This is a genomic window from Halomonas sp. Bachu 37, from assembly GCF_039691755.1.
Classification (GTDB): domain Bacteria; phylum Pseudomonadota; class Gammaproteobacteria; order Pseudomonadales; family Halomonadaceae; genus Vreelandella; species Vreelandella kashgarensis.
Genome location: NZ_CP137552.1, coordinates 1,015,589 through 1,034,578, shown reverse-complemented (window position 1 = coordinate 1,034,578; position 18,990 = coordinate 1,015,589). Strand labels below are relative to the sequence as shown.

17 protein-coding genes are annotated in these 18,990 nt (G+C 57.5%); 3 read left to right on the top strand and 14 right to left on the bottom strand.

Going from position 1 to position 18,990, the window contains the following annotated elements; translation table 11 throughout:
* Positions 1-37 precede the first annotated feature (37 nt).
* A complete protein-coding gene (locus tag R5M92_RS04740) occupies positions 38-1,147 on the top strand; it encodes a site-specific integrase (protein WP_346798237.1) in 1,110 nt (369 codons plus the stop codon).
* A gap of 102 nt (positions 1,148-1,249) precedes the next feature.
* Positions 1,250-1,672, top strand: coding sequence for a SufE family protein (locus tag R5M92_RS04735; RefSeq protein WP_346798235.1), 423 nt, complete (start codon positions 1,250-1,252; stop codon positions 1,670-1,672).
* Here the strand turns inward: R5M92_RS04735 and yidD are convergent.
* The 10 genes from yidD to gorA form a co-directional block, all read right to left on the bottom strand.
* Positions 1,669-1,974, bottom strand: a complete 306-nt coding sequence (gene yidD, locus R5M92_RS04730; RefSeq protein ID WP_346799245.1) for a membrane protein insertion efficiency factor YidD — start codon at positions 1,972-1,974, stop codon at positions 1,669-1,671. The two genes, R5M92_RS04735 and yidD, sit on opposite strands and share 4 nt — an antisense overlap.
* A 2-nt stretch (positions 1,975-1,976) precedes the next feature.
* Positions 1,977-2,423, bottom strand: a complete 447-nt coding sequence (gene hisI / locus R5M92_RS04725; RefSeq protein WP_346798233.1) for a phosphoribosyl-AMP cyclohydrolase — start codon at positions 2,421-2,423, stop codon at positions 1,977-1,979.
* Between the two features lie 34 nt (positions 2,424-2,457).
* A complete protein-coding gene (locus R5M92_RS04720) occupies positions 2,458-2,928 on the bottom strand; it encodes a Fur family transcriptional regulator (RefSeq protein ID WP_346798232.1) in 471 nt (156 codons plus the stop codon).
* Positions 2,929-2,958: 30 nt separating this feature from the next.
* On the bottom strand, positions 2,959-3,954 hold the full coding sequence (locus R5M92_RS04715; protein ID WP_346798230.1) for an alpha-L-glutamate ligase-like protein: 996 nt from the start codon (positions 3,952-3,954) through the stop codon (positions 2,959-2,961).
* Positions 3,951-5,474 (bottom strand): inactive transglutaminase family protein, encoded by a 1,524-nt coding sequence (locus R5M92_RS04710; protein ID WP_346798229.1) that lies wholly within the window; start codon positions 5,472-5,474, stop codon positions 3,951-3,953. The genes R5M92_RS04715 and R5M92_RS04710 overlap by 4 nt, the downstream gene beginning before the upstream one ends.
* 64 nt (positions 5,475-5,538) lie before the next feature.
* The gene (locus R5M92_RS04705; RefSeq protein WP_346798227.1) at positions 5,539-6,384 is read right to left on the bottom strand and encodes an ATP-dependent zinc protease; all 846 of its coding nucleotides are present in this window, start codon (positions 6,382-6,384) and stop codon (positions 5,539-5,541) included.
* Positions 6,385-6,635: 251 nt separating this feature from the next.
* On the bottom strand, positions 6,636-7,028 hold the full coding sequence (locus R5M92_RS04700) for an ectoine synthase (protein WP_346798225.1): 393 nt from the start codon (positions 7,026-7,028) through the stop codon (positions 6,636-6,638).
* A gap of 102 nt (positions 7,029-7,130) precedes the next feature.
* Positions 7,131-8,393 carry a diaminobutyrate--2-oxoglutarate transaminase gene (gene ectB, locus R5M92_RS04695; protein WP_346798224.1) on the bottom strand — a complete coding sequence of 421 codons (1,263 nt, stop codon included), beginning with the start codon at positions 8,391-8,393 and terminating at the stop codon, positions 7,131-7,133.
* A 66-nt stretch (positions 8,394-8,459) separates the two neighbouring features.
* Positions 8,460-9,038 (bottom strand): diaminobutyrate acetyltransferase, encoded by a 579-nt coding sequence (gene ectA / locus R5M92_RS04690; RefSeq protein WP_346798222.1) that lies wholly within the window; start codon positions 9,036-9,038, stop codon positions 8,460-8,462.
* Positions 9,039-9,264: 226 nt separating this feature from the next.
* The gene (gene gorA, locus R5M92_RS04685; RefSeq protein ID WP_346798220.1) at positions 9,265-10,641 is read right to left on the bottom strand and encodes a glutathione-disulfide reductase; all 1,377 of its coding nucleotides are present in this window, start codon (positions 10,639-10,641) and stop codon (positions 9,265-9,267) included.
* A 150-nt stretch (positions 10,642-10,791) separates the two neighbouring features.
* On the opposite strand from gorA, the gene can reads away from it, so the two are divergent.
* Positions 10,792-11,439, top strand: coding sequence for a carbonate dehydratase (gene can, locus R5M92_RS04680; RefSeq protein WP_346798218.1), 648 nt, complete (start codon positions 10,792-10,794; stop codon positions 11,437-11,439).
* A gap of 64 nt (positions 11,440-11,503) precedes the next feature.
* Here can and msrA read toward each other — a convergent pair whose 3' ends face one another.
* From msrA to R5M92_RS04660, 4 genes are all read right to left on the bottom strand, one after another.
* The gene (msrA, locus tag R5M92_RS04675) at positions 11,504-12,142 is read right to left on the bottom strand and encodes a peptide-methionine (S)-S-oxide reductase MsrA (RefSeq protein WP_346798217.1); all 639 of its coding nucleotides are present in this window, start codon (positions 12,140-12,142) and stop codon (positions 11,504-11,506) included.
* A 14-nt stretch (positions 12,143-12,156) separates the two neighbouring features.
* Positions 12,157-16,236, bottom strand: a complete 4,080-nt coding sequence (locus tag R5M92_RS04670) for a translocation/assembly module TamB domain-containing protein (RefSeq protein WP_417339062.1) — start codon at positions 16,234-16,236, stop codon at positions 12,157-12,159.
* 7 nt (positions 16,237-16,243) lie between these two features.
* Positions 16,244-18,100: an autotransporter assembly complex protein TamA gene (locus tag R5M92_RS04665; protein WP_417339061.1), complete on the bottom strand. Its 1,857-nt coding sequence runs from the start codon at positions 18,098-18,100 to the stop codon at positions 16,244-16,246.
* 65 nt (positions 18,101-18,165) lie between these two features.
* Positions 18,166-18,981 (bottom strand): hypothetical protein, encoded by an 816-nt coding sequence (locus R5M92_RS04660; protein ID WP_346798214.1) that lies wholly within the window; start codon positions 18,979-18,981, stop codon positions 18,166-18,168.
* Between the last annotated feature and the right edge of the window lie 9 nt (positions 18,982-18,990).

The window sequence follows — 18,990 nt, the reverse complement described above, 5'->3', positions numbered from 1 at the left end:
AGAAAACTCCCAAACAGACCTTATGAAACAATGGCTTATGCATGATGCTTTGCTACTAAGACAGGAAACTGTCACGGGATGCCGCATCAGCGCTACCAGCGATATCGAAGCAGTAGGGCAGTGGCTCCAGGAGTATCAAGCCAGTGAACGAACCCAGCGCGCCTATCGACGCGAAGCGGAGCGGTTGCTGTTATGGCTCGGTGTGCAGGGAGTGTCATTGGCGCAAATGGACCGCCAGTACTTGGCAGAATTCGATGCCTTTCTCGCCGACCCCCAGCCCCGATGTGATTGGATAGGGCCGACAAGACCGCGACAGGACCCGAACTGGAAGCCTTTTCGCGGGCCATTGTCCGCCGCTAGTCGCCGCCAGACGCTGGTGATCCTTCAGGGTTTGTTCGCCTGGCTGGTAGAGGCGGGTTGGGTTTCGCATAATCCTTTTCGTTTGATGCGCGATAAACGAAGACGACTGAATAACCAGCACCACACCGTGGAGCGCTATCTGGAAAGCGAGCTGTGGCAGTGGTTTTGGGCATGGCTCAATCAGCCTCCGGCACAAGCAGCGACGGCACGCGAACACTACGAGCATGAACGGCGTATCGTTATCTTCGCTTTCGCTTACCTGCTGGCACCACGGATCAGTGAAATGGCCAGCGCCTCTATGGGAGATTTCAAGAGGCGGGAAGGGCGCTGGTGGTGGGAAGTGATCGGTAAGGGAGGAAAGCACGCCCGCATCCCGCTTCCCGAGGATATGCTCTATTACCTGGGACAGTGGCGCATGACATTAGGCCTGGAAAAGCTGCCGGAAGGAGATGAAGCCGATCAGGCCAGCCCAGTGATACGCGCGCTGGATGGTAAGCGGGGGATTGGCGATAACCAGCTTTATCGGCTAATTCGTCACACGTTCGCCAGAGCCGCGGACGATCTCGAGGCCCAGGGCGGCGATCCTGGTCACGTTCTAGCCTTGCGTCAAGCGACACCACATTGGCTACGTCACACCTCGATCACCCACCAGGCTCAAGCCGGGGTCGAGTTACGCTACCTTGCCGAGAGCGCACGTCATTCGCGCCTGGATACCACTTCGCAGTACTTGCATACGGAAGCGGAGCACTGGCACCTCCAGCAGCAACGGCATCGATTACCCGTCTGATTCTCGACAGGAAACAAATGGCCGCCCACAAGCCGTGCGTTAGTCGTTATACTAACGCCCAAGTAGGTTCCTAACTTCGCAAGCAAACGATAAGGTCTCACCATGAGCACGCCCACCGCCGAGCAGGCTCAACAGGAGTTGCAAGAAGAGTTCGACATGTTCGATAACTGGATGGATCGTTATCAGTACCTGATCGACCTGGGAAAGCAACTTCCGCCATTTCCCGATGAGTGGAAGACCGAGCAGTACAAGATCCAGGGCTGCCAGTCTAACGTCTGGATGCATCATGAGGTGACGGGAGGGCAGCTGCAATTCAAGGCCACGTCGGATGCCGCGATCGTGTCGGGGCTGATCGCGCTCCTGCTGCGTATCTATAATGAACGGGACGCTCAAGAGGTGCGCGATACTCAGCCGCATTTTCTGACAGACCTGGGGCTGGACAAACACCTGTCTCCAACCCGCAGCAATGGGCTGCACGCCATGCTGGAAAGAATCTATCAGGTGGCCGAGACGGCTTCGCGCTAGGTTTTCTCCTGCCGCTGGTCTTGCTGACATAACGTTTCGCTGCGCCCCCCCGGCACGGGGTCCATCCCGCCCTGGCTACCCGGATGGCATTTGATGATCCGTCGAAACGCCATCCAGCCGCCGTTGAAGGGGCCATGAACCTGGATGGCTTCTACCGTATAGTGCGAACAGCTGGGCCAGAAACGACAGCGCGGACCCAGCAACGGACTGATGGTGTATTGATAGACCTTTACCACACCAATCATCATCCAGCTCACCAGGCGCGTACTGGCTTGCCCTATCCGCTGTAATCCCTTGCCCATCATCAGCTTTTCTTGCCTTGATAGAGCAACGCAGGGTCGATCATGACATCACTGACAATCGTGGCTCCGTGCGCGCCGAGTTCAACATAGAAACAGCTACGCCGCCCGGTATGGCAGGCAGGACCGGTCTGATCGACTTGCAACAACAGGGTATCGCCATCGCAATCCAGAGCGGCGCTTTTCAAATGCTGCTGCTGTCCCGATGATTCTCCCTTGCGCCATAATTTTTCTCTTGAGCGCGAGTAATAGCAGACTCTTCCAGTGGCGAGAGTTTCTTCCAGTGCCTCGCGATTCATCCATGCCATCATCAGCACTTCGCCGCTGTCATACTGCTGAGCGATGGCAGGAATCAAGCCATCGGCATTGAGTTTGATTGCATTCAATACTGCTTCCAGTGCCAACTGGCGGCCTTTTTCGGAGGATTCGATCTCTTTGAAGAAGCTCTGCATTGGGTCCTATCCTTGCGAAGAACGCGGGCTGGTATTACGCAAGCTGTTCACGGCAGGCTTGGCATGCACCAAGCAACTCGATGGTCTGTCGTTCTACCCGGAAATTTTGCCGTGCGGCCCGGTCGGCCAGTTGATCGGAAATATCGTCCAGGTGCAGCTCCTCGACATAGCCACAATGGCGACAGATCAACAGCTGAAAACCATGAGCATGCTCGGGGCAGGCGCAGGCTACATAGGCGTTCTGCGATTCTATGCGGTGCACCAGGCCGTGCTCGATGAGAAAATCAAGCGCCCGGTAGACAGTGGGCGGGCGCGCGGCAGCATGTTCCGTGGTCAATTTGTCGAGCAGATCATAGGCTTTCAGCCCACCACCGTTTTCCGCAATCAACTCCAGCACCCGGCGTCGGATAGGGGTAAAGCGTACCCCATGTTTACGGCATTGCTGCTCCGCTTGGTCAAGCAGGGAGGTAGTAGACCGGGAGGGTAGGGAGGATGAATCGGACATTGGCAGCTCACTGAAGGTATGGAAGGCATTCTACGCATCAATTGCATCAACGTCAGTGCCTGTGACGAGTTCGCTGCGACGTGCAAAATGGTGTTGAGCAAAGGCAACACGTTCGGCAGGCGAAAGCGCTATCTTTTGGCGCTCGATCAAGTCCAGGCGGGGTCTGAGACCCTCGCCATTGGTCATCTGGATGGCAAGCCCGGGGCGGGCATTGAGCTCGAGCAGCATCGGCCCGTGGGTCTTGTCCAGCACCATGTCCGTACCCAGGTAACCCAGGCCGGTCATTTCATAGCAGCCTGCCGCCAACAGCAGCAGCGTTTCCCATTGCGGTATAACGAGGCTCGCCAGCTCATGACCGGTATCGGGATGCACATGGCATGGCCTATCGAACTGAACGCCACGCAGAGCGGTACCCGTGGCGATATCCAGCCCCACGCCTACCGCTCCCTGATGCAGGTTGGCCTTGCCATCGGAAGCCGCCGTGGAAAGGCGCATCATCGCCATGACCGGATAGCCTTGAAAGATGATGACTCGGATGTCCGGCACACCTTCATAGGTGTAGGCCAGCAGGCTCTCATCGAAATTGATCAATGTTTCGATTACCGCGACATCCGGCGCGCCACCCAGCGAATAGAGTCCCGAGAGAATATTGGAGACATGGCGTTCCACGTCCACCAGAGTAAGCTGAGCTCCGCTCGGCTTGGTGAAAATACCCGCTTCGCTGTGCTCGATAACCAGAATGCCTTTACCGCCACTGCCTTTTGCCGGTTTGATCACGAATCCTGTGTGACCGTCCAGCATGGGCGCGATATGCTTGACGCCGAACTGCGTGGAAACGGTACCGATCAACACGGGAGTCGTGATTCCATAGCGTTGAGCCAGCAGTTTCGTTTGCAGCTTGTCATCCACCAACGGATAGAGGCGACGATTGTTATATCGACCGATATAGCGAATGTTGCGACGGTTCATGCCTACGATTCCCTTGTCTCGCAGGCGCTTGGGTGTCGTCCAGGAGAGCCAGTTCATGCTTTGCTCTCGTCATCGGTGATCGGCTTGAAACGCCGCAGCTCGAGCAACCGATACCCGGTGTAATTGCCCAGCAGCAGGATCAACGCCATGATGATGAGCTGAACGCCCAGGAAGTTGAAGGTGATATGCCGTACCCAGGGATTGTTCATCGCCAGGTAGGCCAGAACGGCGGTCAAAAGGCTGCCCCCGCCCTGAATCAATACTTGCTTGGGTCCTTCTTCTTCCCACAAGATCGACATCCGCTCGATGGTCCAGGCCAGAATGATCATGGGGAAAAAGGTGATCGTCAGGCCGGCATTGAGCCCCATCTTGTATGCCAGAACGGAGAATATCGAAATAATCGCGATAACCGTGATGATAACCGCAGTGACCCTGGCAACAAGCAGTAAATTAAGGTGTGACAGATAGTTACGGATGACAAGCCCGACGGCAACAATCAATAGAAAGCCGATCAAGCCGGTCAACAGAGTCGTCTGTATGAAGGCAAGGGCAATCAGTACCGGCATGAAGGTGCCTGAGGTCTTGATTCCCACCAGCACCCGCAGGAACACCACAACCAGTGCCCCTATAGGGATCAACAGTATCGTCTGGAATAGCGCCTGTTCTTCGAGTGGCAGGCTGTGGATGGAGAAGTTCAGCAGGGTATCGTCGGACAGATGATTGCGCACCGCGGCTGAAGCCGGCTGGTAATGCGTCAACATGGAGAAACTGACCCGCGAGTTGCTTCCTCCCTCGACCTCGAGCACCGCCTCACCATTGCTTTCCCATAGCAATAGATTTTCCGGTTTCCCCTGCTGCGAAGTCAGCGGATTGAACAGAAGCCACTTTTCCTTCTGGGCATCGAAAACCTGAAGCCAACTCGTCAGTTCCTGGCGACGGCGGCCATCTTCCAGTACCAGACCGCTGACGACACGAGCATGCACACCAGCTTGATTGAGTAGCCGGACCAGGAGCGGGGAAGGCTCGAATTGAGTCAGCAGCAAGCGTGCATTTTCCCCTTGGCTGTCACCGTTGATTTCCTGGATAAGCTCACGGGCAAAGGTGGCGGTATTGGCGCTGCGTGACCAGGCCCGCTCGATGATTTGACTGGCGGAGGTGTCGTAAGGGCGCTCCCATGCGATGTCTGGAGGAGGCGAGGAGGGCGGCTGCAGGGTGCTGCTGGAATCGGGAGAGACGAGCATCTGCACCGAATAGTAAAGTTGCTGCATGCCAGCTGCCTGGCGAATCGTCCATTCGGCACGACGCCCGCGCTCATCAGCCTGATACGCCAGACCATACCCCGAAGAAGCCGTGTTTTCGGTTAGCACTCGGAATCCCTCTTGATGAGAAGGTAAGGCCATGTTGACGCTGACGGGGCCATTCTGAGCGTTGAAATTGACCAGGGCCTCGATTTCCCAGACCTGACGCTGCTCGCCAGGCACCCAGGGAATTTCAAATTGCATGTGGCGTTGGATGCTTGCCGCGATACCAGCGACCAGCAGGGCACCGACAATCAGATAAAAAGGCAACCGGGACATGGTGTTCCTTCAATAAAGTGCTTTAGTCAAAGCAAGCAGATATTACAAAAAGGCAGGAGTAGGCTTACTCTTCGATGACATCTTCCTGATCAGCCAGCTCGTCCTTGGTCGCTTGTTCGGCGGGTCGTCCACCGGGGAATTCAGGACGCTCGTGGATATAGGTTTCCGCCACGTCGATCAAGGCGATATCCATCAAGAACCGGCGGCCCAACAGGACCGGATAATCGAGGTGGCTGCGGTCTGTCAGAGTAAACTCGACATTCTCTCGAATTGGACCCAATGTCATCAACAGGCTGATCACTGGCCGTGATGTTTCACCCGCAGCTTGGATGATGCGGACCCGGCGCTCAACCGGGGCTTCGATCCATTCATCTCGCACGGCATCTACCAGAACATCGTCTTCGTTTACCGCCAACTTGAAGCGAACCCAGTTTTCGCCGTCACGCTCGAAACGCGAGATATCCTGGGCGGACAAGGAGGATGTCTGAGCGCCTGAATCGATGCGTGCCTTGAGATAAGTGCCGACATTGGCCAATCCCACCCACTCATTGCGCCCGACCAGGGTCTTGTTTTCCAGCGTCTCGTCGACACGGCACTCTTCGCGAATGATCACCGGTTCGGCATCACGTTCTCCCAAGCGCGATACGTCACCGCGCAGGTTACGTAACTGGCTGCCGACTTCTCGGACATCCGCCGTCAACGCCTGGTGCTGGTTGGAGCGCTGTTGATGCCAGCTTTGCTGCTGCTCGATACACTGAGTGGCAAGAGTTGTTTCAAGGGCGGCCACCCGTGCTTCGAACTGCTCGGCTAAAAGAGGTTTCGGCTGCTCCGGTGAGGGCGACTGCAAAGCACAGCCCGCCAGTGACAAGCAGGTGAGAGTCAGAGCGAGCCAGAAGGAACCTCGGCGCATGGTTACGTGTATCCTTGAACAAGTGAGACGAGAATCATAAGGAGCGGGCAGGTCAAAGTCCAACAAGTCGAGATCAGTGGTGAGGTAAAATGGCATCCACATGATTTAACATAATATATATTATGCGAACCAGTGTGACTCATATGATAAAGCGCCATTGTGTCCCTGGAGTCTCAAAGTCTCTCAACAAGATAAAGCCTCGGCACTGTTCGTGCCGAGGCCTGCCTGATTTCATTTCTTTTTGCCTGAACTTACTTGTCGCCTGAAGCGTAGGACCCATCTTCGCGATGCACTTCGTTGCCCGTCAGCGGCGGCGTGAAAACACAAGCCAGGTGCATGGTCTTGTGAGCACGCAGCAAATGCTCATCGTGTTTGTCGAGAATATAGATATCGCCCGGCTTGATCGGCCATATCTTGCCATCGGCCAGCGTTTCGACTTCACCCTCGCCTTCGATGCAGTACACGGACTCATAGTGGTGCTTGTAGTGAATATGAGTTTCCGTGCCTTCGAAGATGCGTGTGATGTGAAACGAAAAATTACCGCCGTCGTTGGCCAGCACCATCCGTGTACTATCCCAGTTACCGTTTTCCGCCGTGACGAGACGCTCGGTCTGGCGGGCTTCCTCAAGGTTACGTACGATCATGATCAATGCTCCTTTGATGACAAAACAGCCGGCGTCAACCGGCTGTGGCTTCCTATAGAATGATACCGAATGGCAGTTTCATCCAGCTTAGCGAGTCGCCTATCAGATAACCGCCTTGATGCTGGCTTCGAGGATATCCAGACCTTCCTGCAGGTCTTCATCGGAAATAGTCAATGGACACAGGCACTTGACCACTTCGCCATCCTGGCCGCTGGTTTCGATGATGAGTCCTTTCTCGAACGCCTTGCTAGTAATCTTGTCGGCAATTTCACCGTTGACCACGTCGATACCGCGCATCAGACCACGGCCGCGCTCGGTGGCGGGAATACCGTTTTCGCTGAGCAGTCCTGCCAGCTGCTGGAAGCGCTCCTCGACGATGGCTCCTTTGCGCTGCACATCACGCTCGAAAGTGTCGTCGCTCCAGTACTTTTTCATGGCAGCTGTTGCCGTGACCATGGCCAGGTTGAAGCCGCGGAACGTACCGTTGTATTGGCCGGGCTTCCACTTGTCCAGTTCGGGACGCATGAGGACATGAGCGAATGGCAGCCCGAATCCGGAAAGCGATTTCGAATTGGTGACGATATCAGGCGTCAAGCCGGCGTGCTCGAAGCTGAAGAACTTGCCGGTACGTCCGCACCCGGCCTGTATATCGTCGACAATCAGCAGAATATCATTGGCTCGACAGATCTTTTCGAGACGCTTGAGCCATTCGATGCCGGCCACGTTGATACCGCCCTCGCCTTGCACGGTCTCGACGATGACAGCAGCGGGAACATCCAGACCGCCGGACTTGTCATTCAGCAGTTTCTCGAAGTAATCCAGTGTATCGGTGTGCTCGCCCATGTAACCGTCATAGGGTAGGAAGCTGCCACCCACTGTGGGCACACCACCGGTAGCTTCGCGGAACTTGCGATTACCGGTAGTCGCCAACGCACCCATGGTCACCCCATGGAACCCGTTGGTGAAAGAGACAATGTTGTGGCGTCCCTTGGCGACGCGAGCCAGGCGAATTGCAGCTTCCACGGCATTGGTGCCCGTGGGGCCCGGCAACTGAATCTTGTAATCCAACCCACGCGGCTTGAGGATGAGTTCTTCCAGCGTTTCCAGATAGTCGCGCTTGCCTACCGACCACATATCCAGAGCATGGACAATGCCATCGTCGGAAAGATAATCGAGCATGGCCTGCTTGATATGCGGATTGTTATGGCCGTAGTTCAGGGTGCCGGCACCGGCCAGAAAATCGATGTACTCACGACCGTCTTCATCGGTTAGTCGGGCATTCTGTGCCTTGGTGAAAACGACAGGAAAAGAACGAGAATATGTACGAACACCGGATTCCATCCGTTCAAGTGTCTGGGTCTGCATGGAGCGACCTCCTTTGGTAGTGTCTTGGATAATAAAAAGGCTATCAAGGGAACACGAACGGGAAAGCTAGATACGATCGGTCTGAAACGGGCCGATACGCACCAGGTTTTCCGGGTCGTGCTCTCCGCCGAGTTGCTCTGTAGAAAAGTATTCGCGGCTGTTCAATGGAGCATGCCAGCGCGCCGCCAAGCGCCGGAACAGCCCCCAGGACGCTTGGTTATCGGGAGTGATGGTGGTTTCTAGGTGGTGGACTTCGGCAAGTTCGGGGCGCGACATGATCGCTTCGACCAGGCGCCGGGCAAGACCTGTACCACGCGCCTTCTCACCCACCGCTACCTGCCACAGAAAATACGTGTCGGGAGCATTGTCTTTCACATAGCCGGAAACGAACCCGACGACCTCGCCTTCTTCATTGGTCGCCACGGCACAGGTATCGCGAAACTGGGTGGCGAGAAGCAGATAGGCGTAGGCGGAGTTCACGTCCAGCGGCGGGCATGATTTTATCAACTCGTACACACCCCAGCCGTCTTCCGCATTGGGTTTGCGAATGAACAAAGGGCTGGTGGCATGCCCCACCACGGCGTCCGCCACGGTAGGTCGTGCCAGTTCGGCGGAGGGGGTAAACGAAGGAGTCGGCGTAGTCATGTTTATGTTTCGCTGTAGCGAATTTGAGCATGATTATAACAGCTGCTTATTAGCAATTCAAAACAGCTGTTATCCTAGTGTCTGTTTACCATAATTTTTTATTATAGAAGAGCATTAGTAATCCTATCTGACGTACTTGCTCCAGGCGCCGCTAGCTTTATCATTCTAGACGCATTTACTACAGACGCCTCGTTGACGACCATGAGTAGAACCATGGTTATGACAACTAGTAGCGTGAAACGTCACGCAGGGTAACGAATTCTTCAGCCCCGGTGGGATGTATGCCCACGGTGAGATCGAAATCGCGTTTCTTGAGTCCGGCACGTACCGCGATGGCAATGCCCTGGATCACTTCACCGGCCTCCTCGCCTACCATATGAGCACCTACTACCACATCACTTGCGTCATCCACCACCAGCTTCATCAAGGTGCGCTCCTGGCTGGCCGAAAGCGAGTGTTTCATGGCCTTGAAGTCGGTGCGGTACACACGCACGGAGGCATAACGTTCGCGGGCTTCTTCTTCCGTCAGACCGACACTGCCGATATTGGGATGACAGAAAACGGCGGTGGGAATGGCGTCGTAGTCAAGAGGAGGAGGCGGTGTGTCGCTAAAGTGATGAGCCACGAGCTGCATCGCCTCCGCCAGCGCCACCGGTGTCAGTTCGGGGCCTGCGGTGAGGTCGCCCAACGCCAGTATCGAGGGAACACAAGTCTCGAATCTTTCCGTCACAGGAATCTTGCCGTTTTCGTCCAGAGTGATGCCCAGGTTCTCCAGGCCCAGACCAGCCACATTCGCCCGTCGCCCGGTAGCGGAAAGCACCGCATCGACCGTCAGCGTCTCGCCATTGGTCAGTGAGACCCGATACTCCTGCGACACCTTCTCGATACGCTCGATATTGGCGTGGTAATGCAGGTTGACCCCCTTGCGTGACATTTCGGTCTCGGTAAACTCGCGTACCTCCTCGTCAAATCCTTTGAGGAATCGATCGCCGCGGTAAATCAGGTGGGTTTCGCTACCCAAGCCATTAAATATACTGGCGAATTCGACCGCGATATAGCCACCACCGAGCACCAGAAACCGTTCGGGAAACCGTTCGAGATCAAAGACCTTATTGGAGTCCACTACATGTTCATTGCCGGGGAAGCCAGGAACCCAGGGCCATCCGCCTGTCGCCAGCAGTATCTTGTCCGCCGTCACTCGTGAGGTGGAACCATCGGCACTCTTCAGGCTTACCGTATGCTCATCCACCAGAGAAGCCCGGGCTTCATGCAGTGTCACCCCCGCGCTATCCATCATTCCCCGGTAGATGCCGTTGAGTCGCTTGATCTCGCTTGTCTTGTTGTCCCGAAGGGTCGGCCAGTCGAATACGGGTGGCGTTTCCACATGCCAGCCGAAGCCTGCAGCATCATCGAAGGCATCCTGGAAGTGCGCGGCAAAGGAGTAGAGTTTCTTCGGCACGCATCCCACATTGACGCAGGTGCCCCCCAGGTACAAATCTTCGGCAATGGCGACTCTAGCACCCGCCGCCGCCGCCGTGCGCGATGCCCGCACCCCGCCGGAACCTGCACCGATGACGAAAAGATCATAATCGTATTGGGTCACGCCGCTCTCCTCTTGATGACATTCACTCGTCGACCGCTGCTTTCGTCGACTACTACGTTTACCCTATTAGTTGATAGCTAACCAGCAATCCCTTAGTTTTTCGTTAGCTTTCAGTTTTTCGCTTTTACTCGTTACCTTGGCGGAGCCACCATGAAAGATTCGATTGCCGAACTGCTGAACAATAACCGTGACTGGGCGGAGAGAATGTGTCAGGAAGACCCCGAGTACTTTGCCCGCCTGTCCCGTCAGCAGAATCCTGACTATCTCTGGATAGGCTGTTCCGATAGCCGGGTGCCAGCCAACCAGATCATCGCCCTGCCGCCCGGCGAGGTCTTCGTCCATCGTAACGTGGCCAACCTGCTTCATCATACCGATATGAACGCCCTTTCCGTCGTTCAATACGCCGTGGATGTGCTGCAAGTCAGCCATATCATGATTGTCGGGCATTACGGCTGTGGCGGGATCAGAGCGGCCGTGACCGGCGGCGAATGTGGCGTGGTAGACTACTGGCTTCATTCGGTACGCGAACTCTACAATCGTTACCGCGAATCACTGGAACACTTGCCTCTCGACGATCAGATCGACCGCATGTGCGAGTTGAACGTCAAGGCTCAGGTCAACAGCTTGTGCCGCACCAAGATCCTGCAGCGTGCCTGGCAGCGTGGACAGGAAATTTCCGTGCACGGCTGGGTTTACGGCTTGGGCGATGGGCGCATCAAGGACCTCAATTGTACCGTGACCGGTCTCGAACAAGTGGAAACCCTATACCGTATCGACCGCTTACAAGCCGAAGCCTGAGCCACCCTCGCCTTTCTAGACCGGAGCTGGCTCGACTGAATCCCGGCTCGACTGCACCTGTGACTCAGTCGCGCCCATCGGCAATGGGACAACTAATCCCGGTGCCTTTCAGGCCACAATAACCGCCGGGATTCTTGTCCAGATATTGCTGGTGGTACTCCTCGGCGTAGTAGAAATTCTCCAGTGGCTCCAGCTGAGTGGTGATGGTGCCCTTGCCTGCCTGGCGCAACGACTCCTGATAGCTCGCAAGGCTCTGCCTGGCGACTGCCGTCTGCGCGGGGGTCGTCGGGTAGATGACCGAGCGATACTGGGTGCCCCGGTCATTGCCTTGCCGGTTTCCCTGGGTGGGATCATGGTTTTCCCAAAAGACCCGGAGCAGAGTGGAGAGGTCGATGACCTCGGGGTCGTAAATCACTCGCACGACTTCCGCATGGCCCGTCAGGCCGCTGCACGCTTCCTCATAGGTGGGGTTGGGCGTCTGCCCACCGGCATAGCCTACCGCTGTGACATGCACTCCTGGCAGTTGCCAGAAGAGTCGTTCCGCCCCCCAGAAGCACCCCATGCCCAGGACGATTTCCTCGTGCCCTGCGGGGAACGGCGGCTGCATGGAGCGACCATTGACGGTATGGATCGCACTGATAGCGACGGGTGTCTCCCTGCCCGCCAAGTAGCCTTCGGCGTTTTTCTGACGTGATTTAAACATCGATATTGCCTCGTTTAGCGTGGCTCGAAAATTTCCGGGTCTCCCGACAGGGTAAACTCGTAGATCAGGTCAACGGCCTGACTGGTTCCCGTCACGACCTGTACATACAGGTTGCGCAACAGGGTATAGCGCAGTGTCAGCTCGGCGATGGGCGAAAATATTCCTACGCCGTAGCTGATACGCAAGTCTTCGCTGAGCTGGCCGGTCAAGGCGATCTGGCTATCATCACCGGCACCGGCGGTATCCAGTGTCAGATCATCGATACCGAACGCCTCTCCCAGTGAGCCCACAGCACCGCCTGTACGACCCAGCGACATACCGATCAGCGCGGAGGTCAGGGCGTCTTCCGCACTGCCGCCACCATCCGGGGCATGGCCTCGCAGCAGGTAGGACAAGGCGCGCGCTTCATTCATGGCCGGCTCGGAAAAGATCGCCACGTTGGGCTCCTCGGCGGTCCCCGTAACCCGCACACCGGCAATGACGTCATCTTCGGTCACGCTGGGATTGCGCACGGCCTCGAAATCCAGCACCGGCAGATCCGGCGGGCCACTGAACAGCAGTTCTCCCCGGCGAATCAACAGATCCTGACCGAACGCCTGAAAGCGGCCATCCTCCAGGTTGATATCGCCATAGAGTTGTAGTGCGCCATGATCCTGACGGACCTCGAGAGTGCCGTCCAGGCCGGCTTCCAGACCGTAAGCGGATATCTGCACATCCTCCCCGAGTGACACTCTGATCAGGATATCCATCACCATGCCGGTCTGCATCAGCTCGTCGGCGGCGGATGGGCCCTGTTCGCCTTGTTCTCTAGCTTCTCTTGCGCGTTCGGCTTCACGATCCCGCTCGCGCTGATCGCTTCGGGTAATGATCACTTCATCGGGGCTCGGCGAAATGGCCGAAGGCGGCAACTCACCGACTTCAATACGCGCCCAGGGGATATTCACCTCGCCTCTGACCTGCAGGCGCTCGGGGGTAACACGGACACGGATGTCCGGCGCCGCTTCCAGCCGCCCGAACTGCGGCAGTATCACCAGCAAGGGGGATTCGACCGCATTCAGGTCGACCCCTATCCGCCAGTCGTCACTGCTCGGCCAGACGGCGTCTCCACTGATGTTAAGGCGGCCTTGCTCGGCCGCCAGGTAACCATTGATATCACCTTGGTCGCCATCGAAATTGATCGCCAGCTCACCATCCTCGATATGTACCGGGATATCCGGCCCTCGCGCGCGGATGCCGGTAACCCGTATTCCCCCTTCCAGGCCCGGCGACGTGGTGGTGCCACCGATCAGTATCTCGCCCCCGACACGACCCTCCAGTACGTCGAGCCCCGCAATGAGGCTACGATAAGGAGACAATTCGATATCGTCAGCGGTCAAACGTCCGTCGAGCCTGCCTTCTCCGAGCGGGTCTGCGATTCCCAGCTCAAGGCGAAGCTCACCGGCATCGGCCAGGGTCAGCGTGATCGTGCTGTCGGCACGAGCTTGATCGGCGTTAATGGAGGCGTCCAGTCGGGTACGTGGCAGCCTCACCGGTTGGCCGAAATCATTGACCGCCGTGATGGCTAGATCGCTGACGACTCCCAGCTCGGCCTGCCAGGCCGCCCCCGCCTGACGCCAGTCGACCTGCAGACCAGCGGTGGTATCGCCCGTCAATTGCCAATCATCGGGAAAAGCCGCCTCGAGCGTTTCCATCGGAACTTCACGCAGTGACAGTCGAGCCCGGCCCTGATCGGCCGACGCCTGCAACGTTTCTTCCAGACATACCAGGCCGCCCTGCTCCCGGCGCAGACAGAAAGGTTCGAGGCGTCCGCTCGTATCGTCGAGATTGGCACTGAAACGAGTCGGCTGGTCCAGCCGAATATCGCCAAAATCACTATCGACTTCCAGTTGGGAAAGCTCCCCCTGGTAGCGTCCCGCCGCCTGGTCGAAATCGCCCTGAAGGCTAAGCCGGGCCCCGGATACAGGTGAGCCTTCGCCACTATCGGCCTGGATAGTCAGACGATGCTGAGAGAGCCGCCCATCCAGGCTCAAGGCGATATCGTCAAGGCGTTGCCCACCTGCCGCCACACTGGCGGCATTCAGCTGCAAGTCCACGCGCGGGTCGTCCCGGCCACGGGTAGTACCGACAAGCGATAGAGAATCGACCCGGTTTTCACCAAAACGCAGCGCCGATCCCTCGATATCGAGATCGATAGCGGGCTGCTGAAGATCGCCTCGGCCGATTACGGTTCCCGTCAGTGTGCCCGCCAGATCGGGGTGCAGACTATCGAGCTGGCGCAACGCGATTTCTGCATCCAGTTGCATGTTGCTCTCGCTGACAATGCCCGACGCCTGGACCTGATTGTTACCTTGGTGAAAATCGAGACGCTCAAGCTGTAGGCGCAAGTCACTGTCGAGATCGAATGACGTCTCGAGGGAGAGCGGATACTCCTGCAAGCGTCCCTCGACGGAAAGCGAGGGGACTTGCAAAGCCCAGGCATCTTCCTGCTGCAGGAAGGTGAACTCGGCATTGCCGTCGAGTCGTCCTTCCAGATCCTCGACGAATAGCGAAGGATCGAATTGATCCAGATCGATACCGGCGCGTACCTGGAGGCCGTCACTCCAGTCGATGCTACCTTCGCTGACCAGGCCGCCCTCCTCGAGGCGGAGCGACAGCGATGACCAGTTGAAGTGTTGGAGATCACCTTCGCCCTCCAGTTCAACCATCGTCGGGGGAATTTGCGGGCCTTCGACTCGCGATGACAGGTCCACCTGGTAGTCGGCCAAGCTGCCTTCGATATCGGCTTGCAAGGACTCGGCGATATAGGGTGTTGCCTCTGCCTCGTTCGCGTCTCCTTCCAGCGGCCATTGCAGACGTTCACTGGACAGAGAGGCCTGGAACGGCAAGGTGGGTGCCAGGGCGTCGACACGGCCTTCCAGGTCGGCCTGGATGGGTCCCGCAAGTGCGAGACCCACCTGCAAATCCGCCAGGCTACCGGACAGCTCCAGACGAATTTTCTGCCCTGCAAGCTCAGGATAGCGCTCGGGCAGGAAAAGCTCACTTTCCAGGGTCATATCCAGAGGGTAGTCGTCTCGCAGCAACGCTTCGCCATGCAAGCTCACATTGGCATCGGCCGAGGCTAGCTCGAACTGGCGCACCTCGAGGCGCTGGTCGACGAACGATGCATCGAGCTGTAAGCGGTCCACGTGATAATCAAAGGCCCCATCCAACACCAGATCCTCAACCGTCAGGTCGGGAACGCGGATATCGACCGGCAGCGTGATGTCGGGCAACTGCAATCGCTCGCGTTCTTGCAACGTTTCGATGAACGTCGCCGAATCAGCGCCGTCGTCCGGCGTCGTCTCGTTGGCGATACTTTCATGGGCGACAAGCTCGTTGGCACTATCAATCGCCACGGCGGTCAATGCACTCGGTGTATCGATTGTAAGCTGTTCGCCGGGACTGGGCGGCAGGTAGATTCGTGGACTTGCCAGATGCGTGGGTTGCAAGGTGACGGTGCCATCCTCGGCGATGGCCCCGCCGCTGAAGGCCTCCCATTCGATGCGCGTGCCGTTCCCCAGGTCAAGCGACACGTCGTTGAGCTCCACGTTTCGCAACTCGACGGGGAAAGGCAATGGCAGCGAAGCGCTCTGGCCGTCGGCCGGGGCTTGCTCAGGCGCTTCGCCAGGCTCCCCCTGAACAAGACGAATATTGGCACCATCGACTACGAGATTTTCCAGGCATAGCCGCCGCGACAGCAGGCAGTCATCCGCCCACTCCAGCTCGAGATGAGACACGTCGATCTGTGCCGGTCCGGCTTCCAGTTGAAAGTCCTCCAGTACGAAGTGACCGAACAAGTCGCCTTCGTGGCCGGAAAGCTGAAAAATCCCCCGCTGCGCGCCTTGGTCGAGCAAAAAACCGGTTCCCCAGGGGGACAGTGCGACACCAGCCAAGAGCAATGCCAGCCCCATGAGCCACACGGGGAGTACGATGACCAGGCGCAACAGGCTCCACGCCGCAAGCCCGGTGCGGCGGCGTGAGGACATCTTGACGCGTGTCGTTCCTGCGGGCTTGTCGTTTTCATGTGTTGGGGCGGGCGTTGCTTGCGTCAACACGCATCTCCTAGAATTCAGGACCGATGGAAAAATGCACGCGCCAATCATCGTCATGATCGAACGGGTGAGCGATATCGAAGCGGATGGGCCCCACTGGCGATATCCAGCGAGCCCCTAACCCGGCACCGGTCTTGAGATCATTCGGCGCCCAGTCATCGAACGCATCGCCGCTATCGACAAAGGCGGCCCCCCACCAATCCCCTGAAACACGCCGCTGGTACTCGACACTGGTTGTCAGTTTCTGCTGCCCGCCGCGTAGCCGCCCCTGGTCATTGGTCGGGGCCAAACTTTCATAGGAGTAACCACGCACACTTCTGTCGCCCCCGGCAAAAAAGCGCAATGATGGCGGAATCCTGTCGAAATCGCTGGTAGCAATGGCCCCCACGCTCAGACGCCCGACGAAACGGTTGTCGTTGCCGAGCATGCGAATCCATTCACTGTCGCCGGTCAGGCGGAAGAACTGCGCATCCGATCCCCAGGCGGTATCGGAATATTCCAGCGATAGCTGCTGACGATCCCCCCAGCTGGGAAAACGGGAATTGCGTGTACGCGTGCGACTCCACTGAATACCGGGGTAATAGATCAGCACTTGCGCCTTGTCGCCCCCTTGGGTGAAATCCTCGTAGGTCGTGCGCCAATAGAGCGTCTGAACCCAGCGATTCTCGAATTCCCAGCGACGCGCGAGTTCCACCGTGGCCTCGAGAGTACGGGTGTCGTTATCGTCTTCACTGCGTAGGCCGTATTGAAGACGATAGTTATCGCGTACCGGGTCTTCCAGGGGGATGTTGTAGACCCCGGTAAATCGCTGTTCGGGGGCCGACAGATACAGATCGTGTTTCAGGCTATGCCCCCGGCGATTGATCCAAGGCTGATCCCAGCCAAAGCGCAGGCGCGGTCCCACATCGGTGGCATAACCGACCCCGATTTCGAAACGGTGGCGGTCGGCGGGTTCCACACTGACATCGATGGGTAAGCGCGTATTCTCGGACTGGTGGACCGCCATGGCACTCCCCAGTGAAGCGGCACTCAAGCGGGGGCGACGCTCTCCGCCTGCGGTGAGTGTGGCCTCCTCCCACCATGGCGACTTGTCCGGCTCGGAGATCACCAGCTCATGGGCAGTCTCGAGACGCGGGCGAACCGATACCGAACTGAACCAGCCGGTTTCACCCAAGCGTTGATTGTAGCGGGCGAGCTCGGAGGCCAGGTAAGGCTCGCCGGTCTCGAAGGTCTGCATGCGCTTGAGGCGATCAGGCTGGATATGGCTGCCACGGATACGGATGTTGCCGAACCGGTAGCGCGGGCCACTATCGAAATCCATGTATAACCGCGCACTCTGTTCGAAGGGGCGTACTTCCATGCGCCGATCGGCGAACCCCCAATCGAAGTAGCCTCGCTCCAGGGAGAGGCCGGAAAGCTGGCGCCTCAAACTATCCCATGGAGCATGCAGTAATGGATCTCCCTCCTCCAGAGGAAAATTTTCTACTGCCTCCTTGAAGGGTGGATCGTCAGCGGCATCCCCTCGCAGCAGTATCTCGAGTACTTCGATATTGATTCGGGGACCTGGCTCGATGATTAGCCGGGCTTCGTCGGGCTGCAATCGCCGCAGTTCTATTTGCGGCTCGTAATAGCCGAAAACTCGCATGGCTTCGCGTGTTCGCTGGCGAACCTCGCCCTCGAGTCGCTCGTCACTGTATTGTTCGGCCTCGACCTCATCGAGATAGAGACGCACATTGTCGGCGATTTCCCCTTCAACCCCTTCGATTTGGGCATTCATGGCCCAACTGGTAGAGCCGGCCATGCCCAGCCCCACCACCATGAGGTTCAATGCCACACGTATAGAGCGCCCCACGCGTTTTCCTTGCATAACTTAATCCTAAAACAGTGATGAGGCGAGGCTACCTGCCATTTCAGCAGTCGATACGTTATACGTTAGCGCAACATCTCCAATTGAGCGCTAAAGGCGAGTTGTGCCTGACGCACCTGGCGAACATCGGCGGCGAGGGTGTTGATTCGCGAGACAAGCTCCTCATCGTCTTCTGCGCTATCTCGTTCGGCGAATTCCGCCAAGGCTTCGTCGAGGGTCTGCTGGTCTACGCTTCGTTGCGCCAAGGCCTCCTGGCGCTCCAGCACCTCTTCTTGCAACTGAGCGATCTCCCGCTCCAGCCGCGTGCCTTGCTGCTCGAGACGTTGCTCCAGATGAGCCACCTCCTCGATCAGGTTTTGCCGTCCTTCCGTGCCGGCCTGCTCAAGCGATTGAAGCGAAATATGAATGGCTTCCAGTTGATCATCGCGTAGCTCGCCATTGGCCTCGATGCGGGAAATTTGCTGATTGAGAGAATCGAGCGCTTCCGAGGAAGCTCCTGCTGCCGCCTCCTCTTCGGTTTGCAGGGAGAAAAACTCCTGACGAGTATCCGTCAGCGCGATGGCCAGTTGCTCCTGTTCCTGGAACAAGGTGGCCAACTGTGCCTGGGCTATGGCCAGGTTTTCTTCCACATCGCTGCTGCCGGCATCCAGGCGCGCATGCATGTTGGATACTTCGCCACTGAGCCGATACAACTCCTGCTGCATGCGTTCCCGTTCATACCACACCGCTGCTCCCGCTCCCGCCAGAAGGATCAGGATCAGAAAGATCATCAGCCATAGCGGCCATATGGATGGCCCTCGCGGATGGCGCAGATGCTGGGCGGTCAGGCTTTGATCCACATCCGGGACAATCCGGTGACGCGTTGGAGCTGAGTCGGGCATGGTATTTCC